The sequence below is a fragment of the Nocardiopsis sp. NPDC055824 genome (genome assembly GCF_053616335.1).
This window is the reverse complement of record NZ_JBSHDN010000003.1, coordinates 1-16,070: the sequence shown is the minus strand read 5'-3', so window position 1 is coordinate 16,070 and position 16,070 is coordinate 1. Positions and strand designations below refer to the sequence as shown.

At 74.9% G+C, this 16,070-nt stretch carries 12 protein-coding genes and 1 pseudogene; 3 read left to right on the top strand and 10 right to left on the bottom strand.

Translation table 11 applies throughout. The features are described from left to right. Positions 1-57: 57 nt before the first annotated feature. A complete protein-coding gene (locus tag ACWGL3_RS01475) occupies positions 58-750 on the bottom strand; it encodes an SDR family NAD(P)-dependent oxidoreductase (protein WP_267945194.1) in 693 nt (230 codons plus the stop codon). A gap of 139 nt (positions 751-889) precedes the next feature. Between ACWGL3_RS01475 and ACWGL3_RS01470 the strand changes: the two genes are divergently transcribed. Then, complete coding sequence (locus ACWGL3_RS01470; RefSeq protein WP_267945195.1) at positions 890-1,750, top strand: helix-turn-helix domain-containing protein; 861 nt, start codon at positions 890-892, stop codon at positions 1,748-1,750. Between the two features lie 80 nt (positions 1,751-1,830). Here ACWGL3_RS01470 and ACWGL3_RS01465 read toward each other — a convergent pair whose 3' ends face one another. The 9 genes from ACWGL3_RS01465 to ACWGL3_RS01425 form a co-directional block, all read right to left on the bottom strand. Beyond that, positions 1,831-2,757: an aminoglycoside phosphotransferase family protein gene (locus tag ACWGL3_RS01465; protein ID WP_267945196.1), complete on the bottom strand. Its 927-nt coding sequence runs from the start codon at positions 2,755-2,757 to the stop codon at positions 1,831-1,833. A 395-nt stretch (positions 2,758-3,152) separates the two neighbouring features. Next, positions 3,153-4,226: a C40 family peptidase gene (locus tag ACWGL3_RS01460; RefSeq protein WP_267945197.1), complete on the bottom strand. Its 1,074-nt coding sequence runs from the start codon at positions 4,224-4,226 to the stop codon at positions 3,153-3,155. A gap of 3 nt (positions 4,227-4,229) precedes the next feature. After that, complete coding sequence (locus ACWGL3_RS01455) at positions 4,230-5,012, bottom strand: replication-relaxation family protein (protein ID WP_267945198.1); 783 nt, start codon at positions 5,010-5,012, stop codon at positions 4,230-4,232. Continuing rightward, positions 5,012-7,297, bottom strand: a complete 2,286-nt coding sequence (locus tag ACWGL3_RS01450; protein WP_267945199.1) for a type IV secretory system conjugative DNA transfer family protein — start codon at positions 7,295-7,297, stop codon at positions 5,012-5,014. The genes ACWGL3_RS01455 and ACWGL3_RS01450 overlap by 1 nt, the downstream gene beginning before the upstream one ends. Further along, on the bottom strand, positions 7,294-9,006 hold the full coding sequence (locus ACWGL3_RS01445) for a VirB4 family type IV secretion system protein (protein ID WP_267945200.1): 1,713 nt from the start codon (positions 9,004-9,006) through the stop codon (positions 7,294-7,296). Before ACWGL3_RS01445 ends, ACWGL3_RS01450 begins: the two co-directional genes overlap by 4 nt. Continuing rightward, entirely contained in the window at positions 9,003-9,818 is an 816-nt protein-coding gene (locus tag ACWGL3_RS01440) for a PrgI family protein (protein ID WP_267945201.1), read from the bottom strand. Before ACWGL3_RS01440 ends, ACWGL3_RS01445 begins: the two co-directional genes overlap by 4 nt. A 22-nt stretch (positions 9,819-9,840) precedes the next feature. Continuing rightward, positions 9,841-11,367: a hypothetical protein gene (locus ACWGL3_RS01435; RefSeq protein WP_452460649.1), complete on the bottom strand. Its 1,527-nt coding sequence runs from the start codon at positions 11,365-11,367 to the stop codon at positions 9,841-9,843. Then, positions 11,364-11,735 carry a hypothetical protein gene (locus ACWGL3_RS01430; protein ID WP_267945203.1) on the bottom strand — a complete coding sequence of 124 codons (372 nt, stop codon included), beginning with the start codon at positions 11,733-11,735 and terminating at the stop codon, positions 11,364-11,366. Before ACWGL3_RS01430 ends, ACWGL3_RS01435 begins: the two co-directional genes overlap by 4 nt. 91 nt (positions 11,736-11,826) lie before the next feature. Next, the gene (locus ACWGL3_RS01425; protein WP_267945204.1) at positions 11,827-12,555 is read right to left on the bottom strand and encodes a hypothetical protein; all 729 of its coding nucleotides are present in this window, start codon (positions 12,553-12,555) and stop codon (positions 11,827-11,829) included. Between the two features lie 430 nt (positions 12,556-12,985). Between ACWGL3_RS01425 and ACWGL3_RS01420 the strand changes: the two genes are divergently transcribed. Beyond that, positions 12,986-15,316 (top strand): excinuclease ABC subunit UvrA, encoded by a 2,331-nt coding sequence (locus ACWGL3_RS01420; RefSeq protein ID WP_267945205.1) that lies wholly within the window; start codon positions 12,986-12,988, stop codon positions 15,314-15,316. Between the two features lie 379 nt (positions 15,317-15,695). Then, positions 15,696-16,070 (top strand): annotated as a pseudogene (locus ACWGL3_RS01415) (hypothetical protein); the annotation flags it as partial.

The window sequence follows — 16,070 nt, the reverse complement described above, 5'->3', positions numbered from 1 at the left end:
CCGCGGACCGGTCGTGACGGCGGTCGCTCCTGCTTCTCCTCCGGGGTCCGCACGGGCTCACCAGGGCAACTCCCCGAATTCGTCCTGGAAGGTCCCGGTCGGACCGTGGGCGTCGAGACCCGCCAGACGCACGACGGCCCTCGCGCTCTCCGCGGGCGGCCTTCCGATTCCGAAGGCGGCCGTCATGTCCGTGGCGGTGGTGCCGGGCTCCAGTGCGTTGAACCTGATGCCCGGCTCGGACTTGGCGTACTGGAGCGTCAGCATGGTGGCCGCCGTCTTGGACGCGGAGTAGAGGGCGAGAGCGGACGGCAGGTGGAACTCCGGCCGGTCGGGGTTGGTCACCGCCCAGAACGACCCGGCACTGCTCGACACGGTCACCACCGTGGGGTTGGAGGATCTGCGCAGCAGGGGCAGCGCCGCTTCCGTGACGCGCACGATGCCCACCACGTTGGTGTCGAAGACCCGCAGGGCCGTGGGACCGTCGGGGGCCCCGAGCACCTGGATTCCCGCGTTGTTCACCAGGACGTCGAGCCGGCCCTCGGCCGAGTCGATGGCGCCCAGCGCATCGGCCACCGACGCGTCGTCGGTCACGTCGAGCTGCACGAAGCGCGCGCCGGCCTCCGCCGCCGCCTTCTCGCCCCGTCCGACGTCACGCGCGCCGATGTAAACGGTGTGGCCCAACGCCACCAGCTGTTGGGCTGTCTCGAAACCGATGCCTTTGTTGGCGCCGGTGATCAATGTGACGGTCATGCCCGTCCCCTCGGAGTAGGTGTCGCGATCGGGTCGTGGGGAACGCTATGCACGGTCGCGCGTCGACGACAGGGCCCTCCGGAGCCTGGGGTGCGACAGGGCCCCCTCTGTCCGCCCCGGCACTCTTTAGGCTGGTCGTATGAGTGAGACATCGAACCCCCTGGGCGCTTTCCTGCGTGCTCGACGCGAACTGGTGTCACCCGAGCAGGCGGGTATCCCCGAGTTCGGCGTGCGGCGTGTTCCCGGGCTGCGGCGCGAGGAGGTCGCCATGCTCGCCGGGATCAGCGCGGACTACTACCTGCGGCTGGAGCGGGGCCGCGATCGCAACCCCTCGGCGCAGGTGCTCGAGTCGATCGCGCGGGTGCTGCGCCTCGACGACGCCCACTTCGCCCACCTGTCGACCCTGGTCGCCGAGACACCGCGCAGGCGCAGACGGCGGCCGCGCAAGGAGAGTGTGCCTCCTGGCACGCTCAAGCTCTTGGACTCCCTCGCCCAACCGGCCTTCGTCGAGGATCGGTATTTCGACATCCTGGCCTCGAACGCCCTGGCCAGGCAGCTCTCTCCGCGCCTGGTGGTGGGGGGCAACCAACTGCGGGACATGTTCCTGGATCCGGCGGAGCAGGCTCTGCACCCGGAGTGGGAGAACGTCACGGAATGCTACATCGCGAACTTGCGGCAGGCCGTGGGCAACGAGATCGACGACCCCCGGTTCATCGAACTCACCGGAGAGCTGGCCCTGGCCAGCGCCCGGTTCCGCCAGCTCTGGGCCCGGCACGAGGTGCGGGGACAGCGCGGGGAGAAGCTCCGGTTCGACCACCCGCAGGTCGGGGAGCTCAACCTCAACAGGGAGCGGCTGAGTATCGGCGGGGCCGAGACCCTGCAACTCGTGGTGTACCACCCGGACGCCGGGTCCTCGGACGCGGAGAAGCTGGCCCTCCTGGCCTCGGCGGCCCTGCCCACCGCGGACACGGCATCACAGGCCCGGCAACTCAGCGCGTGAAAGAGGCGTCCAGCACAGCCGTGCTCGGAGCTATCGATGGCAGGCGCGGGCCCGACCCTTTCAGGGGGCGAGCCCGCGGCTCACAGGAACGGCGCCTGCTGGAGGAGCCGCACCCGCTCGCGTTGGACGTCGAACTCCTCTGCCCGCTTGCCGCGCTGCCGCCACAGCACCGCCAGCCACCGCAGCGCGCAGGTGCGCTGCGCGGCCAGGAACCGCTCCCGGTGACCGCCGTCGACGCCTATGTCCACGGCCAGGGCGCGCAGGGTGTCGTCGTCGATGTGGCGCATGCTGATGTGCTCGACCAGTTCGGCGGCCTCGTAGGCCGTATCGCTGTACCCGGCGAACTCGAAGTCCACCACCGCGATCGTTCCGGTGGCCTCGTTCCACAGCCAGTTGAGCAGGTTGCTGTCGCCATGGGAGAACACCCGTGGCGCAGGGGCGGCCAAGGTGTGGGCGTCACCGGCGTCCTCCCACACCGCCGACATCGCCTCCAGGTCGCGGGTGAGCGGGCCCGGTTCGGCCTCGCGCAGGGCGGGCGCCCACACCCGGGTGATGCGGTGGATGTAGTGGCCGGCCGACTCCGACCGCGACAGCTCGGCGAACGGGCCGACCGGCACGTTCAGCATCTCGCGCAGCTTTTCGACCAGCGCAGGCCAGGGCCTGCCCAGGTGCGCATCGGCTTCCAGCAGGGCGCCGGGCAGCAGCGTCAAGGCTGCGGCAGGCAGCACATCATGGTCGTCGTGCCACAACAGCCGGGGCACCCGGTCCACACCGTGCCGTTCCAGATGGGACAGAGCCAGGGCTTCGCTGCCGGAGCGGTCGCGCTTGTCGGTGCGGTACAGCTTCAGGCACACCGGGCCGGCCGGGCTGTCCCATCGGTAAACGCGGTTGCTGCGGCCTCCCGACAACGGAGTGAGTCCCCACTCGGGCAGCGGGCCGTCCAGCAGTGCGGGCTCGTGCTCGTGGATCCGCCGCAGTTCCGCCAGCGCGTCGGTGGGGACCATCATGGGCAGGGGCTCCCTTCGGGCCGGACGTCGACACACGAACTCCTGCACCGGGGCGGGCCGAGCCGTGGCGCAGGGCGAGTTCGTACATGTGGGAGCGGGACACCACTGCGGCGATGCCCGCGAGCAGCAGCACGGCCGCGACGGTGATCCGTCGTGACCAGCGGGAGGACTCCATCCGATCAACCATTCCGGTGACCGAGGGACCTTCGCCGGGACGGAAACCACCCTGCGCTCCAGAGTGAGGGACACCCGTCGCCCAGTGGCTCTCCACAGCCGCGACCGTCTCCCAACGCAACCTTACGACCTGGGCGAGCACTCATCGGCGCAGATCGCGACCGCCCTGAACCACCTCGGCACGGCAGAGGTCACCGGCTCCCCGGTTCCCTCTCCCTCCCCTACCCCGGGCGGGTCGCGGACATGAAGCGGGCGGAGTAGTACGGCCCCTCGACGGGCTCGACGCGGATGTCCGTCCCCGACCGGGCGGCGTTGACCATCGTGCCGTCGCCGGCGTAGATGGTCACGTGGGAGGGGGCGGGGCCGCTGCCGGTGTCGTAGAAGAGCAGGTCGCCGGGGACGAGGGAGTCGAGGGCGACCGTCTCCCCGGCATCGACCTGGTCGGTGGTCACGCGCGGGATCCGCACCCCCGCGGCCTGCCAGGCCTTCATGACCAGGCCCGAGCAGTCGAACCCCTCGGGGCCCGTCCCGCCCCACACGTAGGGCTTGCCGACCTGTTCGAGGGCCCATTCGGCGGCGGTCCGGCCCTTCTCGCCGCCGGATCCGCTCACGGCGTGCCCTCCGTCCGCTGCGGTGTCGAACTCCTCGTACTCGGCGATGTTGGCCAGGACGTTCTCAACGTAGGTGTCCCAGGGGTTATAGCGCGAGAGCGCGTCGGCGAGCTGTTCCTCGTGGGTGAAGTCCACCGTCGCCAGGGGGTGGCCGGTGCACAGTTCCGCGGCGGTGGAGGCGGTGGCGTCGTAGACGTTGTGCGGGTCGGCCTCGCCGTCCCCGTCGCCGTCCACTCCGTGCCCGGCCCACCACGCCGGTAGTAACTGGGTTACCCCCACCGCGGCGTCGTACTCCGTGTCACCGTCCCAACGTCCCTTGTCACTGTCCGTGTGGGCGGTGCGGTTGCCGCCCGCTCCGGTGCCGTCCAGCCTCGGTCCGACGACGGGCGGGTCGGTGTCCCCGTCGGGCGCGATGGTGTGGCCGGCGGCGTGGTCGGACTCCTCACGGCCGATGCCCGCCAGGACCGCCCAGCTCATCCCCGTGCAGCCCGGGTGCCGCTGCTCCAGGCCGCGGGCGGCGCGCCGGTAGGCGTCGAGGAGGACCGCGGGTATTCCGGGCACCTCCCCCGCCTGCGCCCGCGCGTCCTCGACGCGTTCGCGCTCGCCGCTCCCCGTCCCGACCGCGCCGAGCACCGTGACCAGCACCATGACGAGGGCGGCGGTCCCGACGACCGGTTTGAGCACCGGTCAGGCGAGTTCGACGAGCGGGCGGACACCGCAGTCGGGGTCGCCCGCCCTGCGCCAGACGGGGCGGGTGGGGCCGGGGTAGGCGAGCCGGGCGTGCGTGGTCACGTGGACCGGTACCCGGGGGCCGCCGTCCAGGACGCGGCACAGGCTGGTCAGGCGCCTGGGGCCGGGGACGACGAACAGGACCGGGGTGGCCAGCCGTGTCTCCACGGCGAGGTCGCGGTAGCGGCTGATCTTCTCGGTGAGGCGGACCAGCGGCTCGGTGCCGGTGTCGTACTCGACGAAGGCGTCCAGGGTGGTTCCGTCCTGGCGCCAGCGCAGGTAGCCGTCGGGGCAGACGCGGTGCCCCCAGGCGGTGCGGCAGCGGGCCTCGGACCACCAGCGCTGGAGCGTGGCGCCGGGTGTGGCGCGGGCGGTGGTGGCGAAGCGCACGTAGGTCTGGGCCAGGCCGGTGGCGTGGCCGAGCCGGGTGGAGGCGCGCAGGCGCAGGTGGGTGTCGGGCCGGTAGCCGATCTGCTTCGGGGTGAGGCCGAGCCGGGTGGCGACGACCCTGGCGCCCTCGGGTCCGAGCGTCCAGTGGTGGGGCGCGTTCCAGCCGTGGTGGCGGGGTGTGAAGCGGTCGGCGAGGTCGTTCTCGGCGAATCCGAGCAGGCGGCGCTGTGCCGCGCGCGAGGCGGTGCCGGAGAAGAACAGTTCGCCGATCTGCGGGGTGGTCAGGACGCGGTGGAGGTGCAGGGTGTCCAGGATGCGCAGGTCGCGCTCGGTGAGTCGGATGGTGGCCATCAGCGGTGGTGCTCCTGTCGGCGCGGGTCGGTACGTCGGGTGCGTTCGGGCTGCGGGGCGAAGCGGCGGGCGGCCTTGCGGACCTGGCGTGCGCGGCCGTTGACGGGTTCGGGCAGGGGCTCGGTGCGCATGGTGGACGCGGGCAGTTCGGCGGCGCCGTGCAGAGTGCGCACGGCGGCCTGGTGGGGTCCCAGGTGGGAGAGGTCGTGGGCGTTCAGGTGCGGGAGCGTGTGCTGGGCGAGCGTGGCGGCGTCGTCCGGTGAGGTGGTGAAGAAGACCTTGGTGCGGCAGTTCGCGGCCACGGCGGCGCGGGTGGCGGGCGGGAGCTGGCCGAGTTCCTGGTGGGCGATGACCATGGCGGTGCGGTAGCCGCGGGCCTCGGCGAGCATGTCGGCGACCGAGCCGGGCAGGCGCAGGAAGTTCGCGGCCTCGTCCAGGTAGAGGCAGGTGTCCGGGCGCCGGTGCTCGGGCGTGGTGGCGCGGGCGGTGACGGCGTTCCAGGCGGCGGCCAGGACCAGGGTGCCGACGAGCGACGCGGTGTCCTCGCCCAGGCGGCCCTTGGGCAGGCGCATGAGGATCAGGCCGCCGTGGTCGAGCAGGTGGGGCAGGTCGACGGTGGAGGCCCCGGAGGCCAGGACGGACGCGGCCCAGGGTCGGAGCAGGATCGCGCGGAGCTTGTTCAGGAGCGGGTCGGTGGCGGCGGCGCGCATCTGCGGCGACTGGAGCGTGTACCAGTGCCAGAAGTCGTCGAGCGCGGTATCGGGGCGCTGTCCGGTGAGGACTCCCGCCCGGAAGGCGTCGTCGGCCAGGAGGCGCGGGATGTGCCCGATGGTCAGGCCGGGGTCCTGGGCCCGGGCGAGGGTCAGGGAGGTGGCCCTGAGGATGTCCTCGGTCCGCGGCCCCCAGGAGGAGGCGTGGATCCTGCGGAAGATGCCGGTGAGGGTGTCGGCGGCGTGCTCGGGGGTGCCGAGGCGCAGGACGTTGAGCCGGGGCGGCGGCGTCGGGTCGGCCGGGTCGAACAGCACGGTGGCGTCGACGGAGCGTCTGGGCAGGCGGTCGAGGACGTCCAGGACGAGGTCGCCGCGCGGGTCGAGGAGCAGGGCGCTGCGTCCGGCCTCGGCGTCCTGGAGGACCATGCGCGCCAGGAGCGTGGACTTGCCGGAGCCGGTCTTGCCGATGACGTGGGTGTGCTGGCGGGCCTCCGCGATCCCCGTGGCGACGGGGCGGCGGGGACCGGCGTCGGCCTCGCCCAGGACGCGGCCGGCGCGGGGCACCCGCGGGTCGGGGGCGACGCGGCGGGCGCCCGCACGGGTGAGTCCGGGGACGGCTGCGTCGGTGGGCAGGTGGGCGATGGCGGCGAGTTCGGCGGTGCTGAGCAGGGAGCCGCGGGCCAGGTGGCGGCGGCCCGTCCACAGGCCGGGGAAGGGGGTCCACTGGCGGCGGAACCCGTTGAGGCCGGAGGTGTAGGCGGACAGGAAGGCGGTGATGCCCTTGGCCCGGGCGCGCAGGCGTCCGGCCGCCGGGCGGCCGGGGTGCTCGGTGCTGGTCAGGACGATGACCTGGCAGGCCAGTCGGGGTGAGGCGGCCTTGGTGAGGATGGCGCGCACGTCGTCGGCGGTCCCGGGGTACAGGGTGGTGCGGCCGCCGCCGCGAAAGGGCGTGCCGGTCGCCAGGAGCGGGGTGCCGAGGCCGCGCAGGCGTGCGGCGGCGGTGCGGGCGCCGGCCGCCCGGCGCGGTCCGGCGGGGCGGGCGCAGACGCGGACCACGGCGTGCTGGCCCGGGGTCAGGTCGGAGAGTTCGCCGAACAGGTTGCGCAGGGGGTCGTCGGCGAAGCCGGTGCGGAGCGGGTACTGGTCCCCGCGGGCCAGCCGCTGCCAGCTCCCGGTGACGTGCTCGCCCCGCGGGACGGCGGCGGTGGCGCGGCGCAGGCGGGTGGTGGCGCCGGGCCAGTCGGCGGCCACGGCGCGGGCGAGGGCGTGGGCGTCGACGGTGCCCGGGACCCAGATCTGGATGCGCACCCCGTCGGCGGAGGCGACGTACTCCCAGGCCAGGTGGGGTGGGACGAGTCGGTGGGTCCAGCGCGGGCGCAGGAGTCCGAGGGTGTGGGTCCAGAAGGCGAGGGCGTGGTCGACGGTGGTCCGGGGCGGCGCGTGGATCTCCAGGGTGTGGGCCCCTCGGGAGAGGTAGGCGGTGCGCGCGAGGCGCAGGGCGATGACGGAGGCGGCCCACAGCAGCAGGGCGGATCCGGCGGTGGCGGCAGCGGTGGCCGGGAACAGGGCGCTCATCGGTCTTCGCCTTCCAGGTGCGCGAGTTCGGCGGGGTCGGTGGTGATCAGCCGGTGTTCGACGGGTGAGGCGAGGGCGCGGAACACGGCGCGGTGGCGGCCGGCGGCTAGGAGGGCGCTGCCGCGTTCGGCGGTGGCGACGATCCGGCGCTCTCCCCGGGAGAGGTGGAAGGACTCGCACACGGCGTCGAGGTTCTGCGGGGCCTGGCGGAGCAGGATCTGGGTGGCGGCGTTGGCGGCGACGGCGCGGCCGAGGTCGGTGGCGAGCAGGTCGGCGACGTCCTGGGTGACGAGCGTGAGCCCGGTCCAGTGGCGGCGGGCGTTCTTGGCGAGGTCGAACAGGTAGCGGGCCCCGACCGGGTCGCGGAGCAGGGTCCAGCCCTCGTCGATGGTGATGAGCCGGGGTCTGCGGTCGGCGGGGTCGCGGGCCCGGCGCCACAGGGCGTCCAGGATCAGGAGCAGTCCGACGGTCTTGAGCTCCTCGGGCAGGTGGCGCAGCGAGACGACGGTGAGGTGGCCCGTGAGGCGGGCGGTGGTGGGTCCGTCGAACAGGTCCCGGCGGGAGCCGTGGGTGAAGGGGCCGAGCCTGGCGGCCAGGGTGCGTGCGGCGCCGGCCTGCTCGGCCGGGCCGGTCCAGTCGCGCAGGGCCGTGCCCAGATCCGCCATGACCGGTGGTGTGCGTTGCCAGGTGGCGGGGTCGGGGGTGATGCCGCGTCCGGCGTAGGCGTCCAGGACGGCACGGTCGAGGACGGCGCCCTCGTCCGCGGTGAGGGCGCCGACCATGGCGGTCACCAGGGTGTGCAGGAACAGGGCCCGGGTGGTGGGGGCCCGGTCCTCGGCGGCGGGCAGGTCGAAGGGGTTGAGGCGGCCCCCGGGCAGCCCGAGCCGGACGCGGTCGCCGCCGACGGCCTCGGCCAGGCGCCCGTACTCGTCGGCGGGGTCGATCACGCTCGCCTGCACACCGGTGTAGAGGGAGCGCAGGAGTTCGAGTTTGGCGAGGTAGGACTTTCCGGCGCCGCTGCGGGCGAGGATGACGGCGTTGCCGTTGTCCAGGCCGCCGTGGAAGCGGTCCCAGACCACCAGCCCGCCGGAGTGGGCGTTCTCCCCGTGGACGACGGCGGTGCGCCCGGCGCCGGTGGGGAGTTCGGCCCCGGCGAAGGGCATCAGCGCCGCGACGGCCTCGGTGTCCACGGTGCGCCCGGTGCGCAGGGTGTCGGTGCCCAGCGGCAGGGTGGAGCGCCATCCCTCCCAGGCGCGGTAGGTGGCGGGCGACAGGTCGACCAGGATCGATCCGGCCAGCGCCGCCAGGCGGCGCACGTCGGCGTCCAGCTCCTCCGGTGTGGGCGCGTGCACGGTGGCGTAGACGGCGAGCCGGAACAGGCGCGTCTCCCCCAGCGCCACGCGTTCGGCCAGGTCCGCGGCGTCCTCGGCCGCGGCGGTGCGCTGGGGGTCCTCCAGGCGTCCGTGGGCGGTGTCGGTGCGCCACGCCGATTCCAGGCGTGCGCGGCGCCGGCGCAGGCGTCGGGCGGCGAGCGGTCCGGGCACCGGGGTGAGGTGGCAGGCCACGTCCACCCTGCCGGGGAAGGACAGGAGCGGGTCGGCCCATCCGGCGCGCACCTGGTGCGGGTAGCCGGTGACGACCATCGTCCGGGCGAACCAGCCGTCCGAGTCCAGGCGGCGCGGGCGCAGGCGGATCTCGGGTGCGGTCACCGGTGGGCCCCCTCGGTGCCGGCGGTGGGGAGGGACTCCCGGATGAGCCGTTCGGCGGTGGGTCCGTCGCAGGTCAGGGCGCGGACGTCGAGCGCCGCCAGGTGGGAGGCGGTGTCCTCGGCGCGGCGCAGGAGCGCCTCCCCCGCCGTCTCCGGGGCGCCGTCGGAGGTGAGGACGAGCAGGACGCTGTGGCGGGTGGGTTCGTGGCGGGCCTGCAGGTCGTCGAGGAACGCGGCGTGGGCCAGGGCCGCGCGGCGCAGCCCCGCGGGGAGCCTCGGGACGTCGCGGCGCAGCCGCCGGGCGTGCGGGGCCAGGTCCGTGGGGCGCCGCCGGACGAGGATCTGGACGGGTTCGGCCAGGGAGTCGAGCAGGGCGGCGAACGTGGCCAGGGCCCGGTCCTGCTCCTCCCCGGAGAGGAGGTGGAGCGGGACGCTGGTGCAGGCGAGGACGACGGCGGACCTGCCGCCCAGGTCCACCACCCCGTCGGCGCCGACCGCGGGCAGGGCCTCGTCCGCCCGCCGCGTGCGGGGGGCGGTCCTCCAGCGCAGGGCCGACCAGGCGAGGCGGTCGAGGCCGACGCCGTCCCTGCGTCCGCACGCCAGGGCCCAGGCGGGGCCGAGCAGTACGGCCGCCGCGATCCCCGGCAGCCACGCCGGCAGGTGTCCGGATCCGGCGGAGAACACGGCCCAGGAGGCCAGTGCCGCGGGGGCCATGAGCAGCAGTTGGCGCGCGGTGAGGTTCCACAGCACGGGTTCGGGGCGGTCGATGTCGGCGGGCACGCGTGCCCGCCAGGTGGAGGCGTCCTGGTCCATGAGGCCGTCCTTCGGTGTCGGTTCAGGTCTCGCGCCGCGGCCGGTGCCGGGGCGGAACGGGTCGGCGGTGCCCGGGCTCGGCCCGGGGTCGTACCGGCCGGGCGTCGGGGTCCGGCGGGTTCCGGCCGCGCCGCGGCTCGGCGCCGCGGTCCCGTGGCGGCTCCGGCCGGACGGCGGAGGCGTCGGCCCCGGTCGCGGGCGGTGTGCCCGGGCGGCGCGGGACGGCCCGGGGCGTCCCTCCCCGTCCGTCCGGCGGTCCTGCGGGCGGCGGGGCCGGGGCGTTGCGGGGCCTCCGGTGCGCGGCCGCGTCCGCCGGCCCTCCCCGTCCCCGTGGCGGGGCGTGCGCGGGTCCCGGTGCGCTCCGGGAGGTGGGGGCGGCGGCCGACCGGTGCGGCGCGGAGGACGCGGAGCCGGGGGAGGATCCGGAGTCCGGGGTGCCGAAGCGCCAGGTGCGCACGCGCCTGGGGAGGGCGGGGACGCTCGCCTCGGCGCGCGGGCGGCGCTCGACCGCCCGCAGGAGCGCGCCGGTCCGGCCGCCCGTGCTCCGGGCCGCGGCGGCGAGCGCCCCTCCCCCTCCGGTGGCGGCCGTGACCGCGACCAGGACCGCGGTCGAGGCCAGGGACCTGGCGGCGTCCGCCGCCGGAGACCTTCCGGCCGGCGGGGACCACACGGCCCTGTAGGCCCACACGGGGATGCGGATCTGAACGTAGACGAGCACCAGGAGGAGGAAGAGGTCGAAGAGGTCGGCCTCGCCGCGCACGATGTGCACGACCCCGAACAGCGCACGGGTGTCGCCCTCGAAGAAGACGCGGGTCAGCGCCACGAACGCGATCGCCTGGGCGACCGGGACGAGGCACACCGCGGCCAGGGTCCGCCACCACATCTGCGCGACCCGGTTGGTCTGCGGCAGCCCGTGGAACATCAGCATGAGCGGGCCGCCGACCATCAGCAGGATCACGATGACCACGCGGACGATCTCCACGACCACCCACAGCACGAGCAGGACCACGAGGACCAGCAGGAACAGCACCACCGCCGAGGTCTCGTCGGCGAGGAAGGGGGTGGACCTGCTGCTCAGGTGGCGGGCGGCGGCGCCGGCGTCGATGCCGTCGTCGCCGACGGCCCGGGCTACGGCGGTGGAGGCCTCCGCCGCCAGGCCCACCACGTTCAGCGACGCGTTGGAGGCGACGAACCCCACCACCAGGCGCGGCAGGACCTCCCTGGCCCCGTACTGGGCCTGGACGCTGTGGTGTGCCATGAGGACGAACCCGGCGGCGAGGACGAGGAGCAGGTAGAGGGCGTTGGCCGTGGCGGACACGCCCTCCCACACGGCGGTCACCCCCGCGGTCGGCCCGGGGGTCGCGAACAGCTTTCCCGCGACCCAGCCCAGCAGGGGGTCCAGGACGCCGACGACCAGCCCGTGGAACCACTGGGTGATGTGGCAGGAGACCTCGAGGGCACCGCAGTCGAAGACCTCCGCGTAGGTCTGCTCCGTGGCGGCGTCCCCGTGCTCCTCCGGCTCCCCCGGCCTCACCGGCGCCCCCGTCACGCGTCGTAGCCGTTGACGTAGTCCAGGGCCAGGAGGATCACCTCGCCGGAGAAGGCGACGAGGTAGCCCATGCCCGCGCCGGCGAAGGCGCGCTTGGACTTGTCGATCTCCCCCGGCTCGCCGCCCGCCAGGATCCAGCGCAGACCGGCGACCACGGTGAACAGGACGGCGAAGGAGACGGCGATGCTCTGCCCCACCCGGGTCAGGCGCCGGACGACCTCGTTGATGTGGACGGTGTAGGCCTCCACCTCGGCCGCGGCCGGGTCGCCGCCGAGGGCGACGAGCGCCAGGGCCGCTCCCGCCGCGAGGACGCAGGTCCGTGCCGCCGGCAGGCGCCGCGTCCGTCCCGTACCGCGCGGATCCCCCATCCCGCCCCCTTCCGCTCGCCTACTGGGAAAGAAGCCGGTGGAGGGGCGGGATTGGACCGGGTCAAGGCATTCCTTTACCCGGTCCGGACCCTCAGGCCGGCGCCGGGACCGGCGAGCGGGCGGCGACCCGGCCGGAGCGGACCGCGTCCGCCAGGCGCTTCTCGGCGCGGGAGCGCCGCTTGGCGAGCTTCCAGTACGCGGTCCCCCGTTCTCTCGCCAACCGGGTCAGCGGGACGCCCTCCAGCCGGGTGAGGCCGATGACGCACGCCTCCGACTCGCTGAGCACGCCCTGGCGGACGGCGTCCCGGAGCACCAGGTCGGGGCTCCCGGGCGGCCGGGGCGCGAGGGCGCCCCGCTCGGGCCCCTCCCCCGCCACCGGGTGGGCGAGGGCGTCACGGCGCGCACGCAGGCCGGCTCGCTGGGCGCGGCAGCGCAGCATCCACGGCAGCCGGTACCAGCCGGTGTCGATCTCGTGGACGGCGGCGATGAAACCCGCCAGGACCTCCCCCTGGACGTCCTCGGCCGCGCAGGCTTCCAGGCCCTCGCACAGCCGCCGCGCGCACGCCTTCAACCCGGGCACGGCCAGGCCGACGGCGGCGACCATCCACTCCTCCGACAGGCGGGCGTCGATGATCACCCGCCGCCAGACGGCGTCGCGCACCTGGCGCGCGACCGCGCCCGAGAGCAGGGCCTCGCGCACCTCCAGCAGCGTCGCGGGGCGCGGGTCGGTGAACGGTTCGAGCAGGGCGGCGAGTTCTCGCGGGTCCAGGTCCGAACGCAGGAACTCGCGCTCGGCGGTGTGCAGCAGTCCGGTCCACATGGTGTGTCTCCCTCGGTGGGCGGTCGGGACCAGGCCACGAAAGGAGGGGCCGCCCACGCGGGGCCGGCACCGGTCCCGCCGGGCGCACGCGCAGCGCGCACAGCGGTCCCGCCGACCGCTGACACGGGGCCGACCGGGGGCGCACAGAGCCGCGTCGGGCGCCCGTACGGCGGGGAGGCGGCCGGGCCCCGGGACCGCCTCGGTGCGGGGGCTGTGGGCGGGGCGGCCGGGACCGCGCCCGCCGACGGCGGCCGGGGCGACCGGAGTTGGACAGAACGTGGCCGGGTCTCCCGGAACCCGTGACCGGGGAGCGCGCACGCCCTTCCCGGGCCGGCCCCGTCCGGCCCGGGGCGTGCGGGGCCCGGGGTGTTTGCCGTACCCGGACGGTCCATGGATCCGGCGGGGACCGCGACCGGGTAAGCCTGGTCCCATGGAAAACCACGACGACCGCATCCGGGTGCGCGGAGCCCGCATCCACAACCTGAGGAACGTGGACGCGGAGCTGCCCCGCGACGCGCTGGTGGCCTTCACCGGCGTCTCGGGGTCGGGCAAGTCCTCGCTGGCCTTCGGGACGCTGTACGCCGAGTCCCAGCACCGGTACCTGGAGTCCGTGGCGCCGTACGCGCGGCGCCTGCTCCAACAGCTCCCGGCCCCGGAGGTGGACGACATCACCGGCATGCCCCCGGCCGTGGCCCTGGCCCAGCCGCGCACCGCGCCGTCGGTCCGGTCCACCGTGGGCACCCTCACCACGGTCTCCAACACGCTGCGCATGCTGTTCTCCCGCGCCGGGACCTACCCGCCCGGCGCGGACCGCCTGGACTCGGACTCCTTCTCCCCCAACACCGTGGCCGGAGCCTGCCCCGTCTGCCACGGGGAGGGGGTCGAGCACGAGGTCACCGAGGAGTCGCTGGTGCCCGACCCCTCGCTGAGCATCGCCGACGGCGCCGTCGCCTCCTGGCCGGGGGCCTGGCAGGGCAAGAACCTGCGCGACATCCTCGACACCCTCGGGTACAACATCCACCGGCCCTGGCGGGAGCTGCCCCGGGAGGAGCGCGAGTGGATCCTGTTCACCGAGGAGCAGCCGGTGGTGACCGTCCACCCGGTCCGGGAGGCGGGCCGCGTGCACCGCAGCTACCAGGGCGAGTACAGCAGCGCCCGGCGTCTGGTGCTCAAGGCGTACGCCTCCTCGGCCAGCGAGGCGCGGCGCCGCCGGGCGGCGGGGTTCATGGTCGACCGGACCTGTCCCGAGTGCGGCGGGAGGCGGCTGCGCCGGGAGGCGCTGCGGGTCACCTTCGCGGGCCGCACCATCACCGAGGTGGCGGGGCTGCCCCTGACCGAGCTGGCCGCCCTGCTGCGCCCCTGGCGGGAGGACGCCGGCGCCGCCGGGGCGCTGGCCGGGGAGATCACCGGCCGGGTCGAGGTGCTGGAGGAACTGGGGCTGGGCTACCTGAGCGTGGACCGCCCGGCCCCGACCCTGTCCACCGGCGAGTTCCAGCGGATCCGGCTGGCCACCCAGCTGGGCACGGGCCTGTTCGGCGTGGTCTACGTCCTGGACGAGCCCTCGGCGGGCCTGCACCCGGCCGACTGCGAGGCGCTGTCGGGGATCCTGCGGCGCCTGCGGGACGGGGGCAACACCGTGTGCTTCGTCGAGCACGACCTGGACATCGTGCGCGGGGCCGACTGGATCGTGGACGTGGGCCCGGAGGCGGGCGAGCGCGGCGGGAGGGTCCTCTACAGCGGTCCGGTGGCGGGGCTGCGCGACGTCCCGGAGTCGGTGACCCGCCGCTACCTGTTCCACGACGCCCTGCCGGAGAGGCGCCCCCACACGCCCCGCGGACACCTGGAACTGCGCGGGGTCATCCGCAACAACCTCAGGGGGCTGGACGCCGACGTCCCCCTGGGGGTGTTCACCGCCGTCACCGGGGTCTCCGGTTCGGGCAAGTCCACCCTGCTGGCGGCGGTCGCGGACCGCGCCGCCGGGCACGGGCGGGTGGTGTGGGTCAGCCAGCAGCCGATCGGGCGGACCCCGCGCTCCAACCTGGCCACCTACACCGGGCTCTTCGACACGGTGCGCAAGCTCTTCGCCGCCACCGAGGAGGCGCGGGCCCTGGACTACGGGCCGGGCCGGTTCTCCTTCAACGTCGTGGGCGGGCGCTGCCCGACCTGTGAGGGGGAGGGGTTCGTGTCGGTGGAGCTGCTGTTCCTGCCCACCGCCTACGCCCCGTGCCCGGCCTGCGGCGGGTCCCGCTACAACGAGGACACCCTCCGGGTGCGGTACCGGGGGCGCACGGTGGCGGACGTGCTGGCCATGTCGGTCGAGGAGGCGGAGGGCTTCTTCACCGGGGAGCCGTCGGTGCGGCGGTCGCTGCAGACCCTGGCCGGGGTCGGGCTGGGCTACCTGCGCCTGGGCCAGCCGGCCACCGAGCTCTCCGGCGGCGAGGCTCAGCGGATCAAACTGGCCACCGAGCTCCAGCGCCGCCGGGTCGCCGACTCCCTCTACCTGCTCGACGAGCCCACCACCGGGCTCCACCCGTACGACACCGACGTGCTGATGGGCCGCCTGCACGACCTGGTCGGGGCCGGCGCCACCGTCGTGGCGGCCGAGCACGACATGCGGGTCGTGGCCACCGCCGACCACGTCATCGACCTGGGCCCGGGCGGCGGCTCCGAGGGCGGCCGGATCGTCGCCCAGGGGGATCCGGCGAGGATCGCCGCCGCCCCGGACAGCAGGACCGGCGCCTATCTGAAGGGGCTGCTCTGACGCGCCGCGCGCTCCGCCAGTAGCCGTTCGGCGAGCCCGCCCGGGCGGGCGGGCTCACCGCGCGGCCCGGTCCGGCGGCCTGCGCCCGGAGCCCCGCCGGGAGGCCGGGGCGACGCGGTGGCTGTACCGGTTCCCGGGGTGGCCGCGCGCCTCCAGGTGGAGGAGGCCGTCGCGGGGGGCGGCTCCGGCGGGGCGGCCCGACGCACGCCTCCCGATCGGAAACGGAAAGGGGAATGCGTACAGCGTTTCCCTTCACCAGGGCCATGAATTTCTTCCCGAAGACACTCCCATTGCCTTCTTTGCCGCCGCCCGGGCCATTTTTTGCCGACCGTCCCGAATTCCCGGCGTGGCCGACACCGCCTGCGGGAACGCTGCCCCCATGCCGAAAAGCGCAGTCTCCGGTCCGGCCGCGGGCAAGGGCACTCCCGTGGACGTCGCGGCCCCGCGAAAGGAACTGCGCCGCCGCGCCGACGGGGAGGCGCGGTGCGACGCGGGCGTCTGCTCCACGGACGCCTCCGACCGCCGCCGGGTCCCCCTCGGGGCCATGGTGCGCGGCGACGCCGGGGCCGCTGCGAAGGCCGTCTCCGTCGGCGCCCGGTTCGGCGCCTCCATTCTCTCCCGGGGCGGGGGAACCGGCTCGGGAGGGCAGGACACCGGCGCTCCGGTCGTCCCCGACTGGACGCGGCGCCGGGCCGGGCCCGCATCCGGTGGGGAGCCGGAAGCGTCCCTCCCGGCCGCCGTGCCCGGCGCGGCG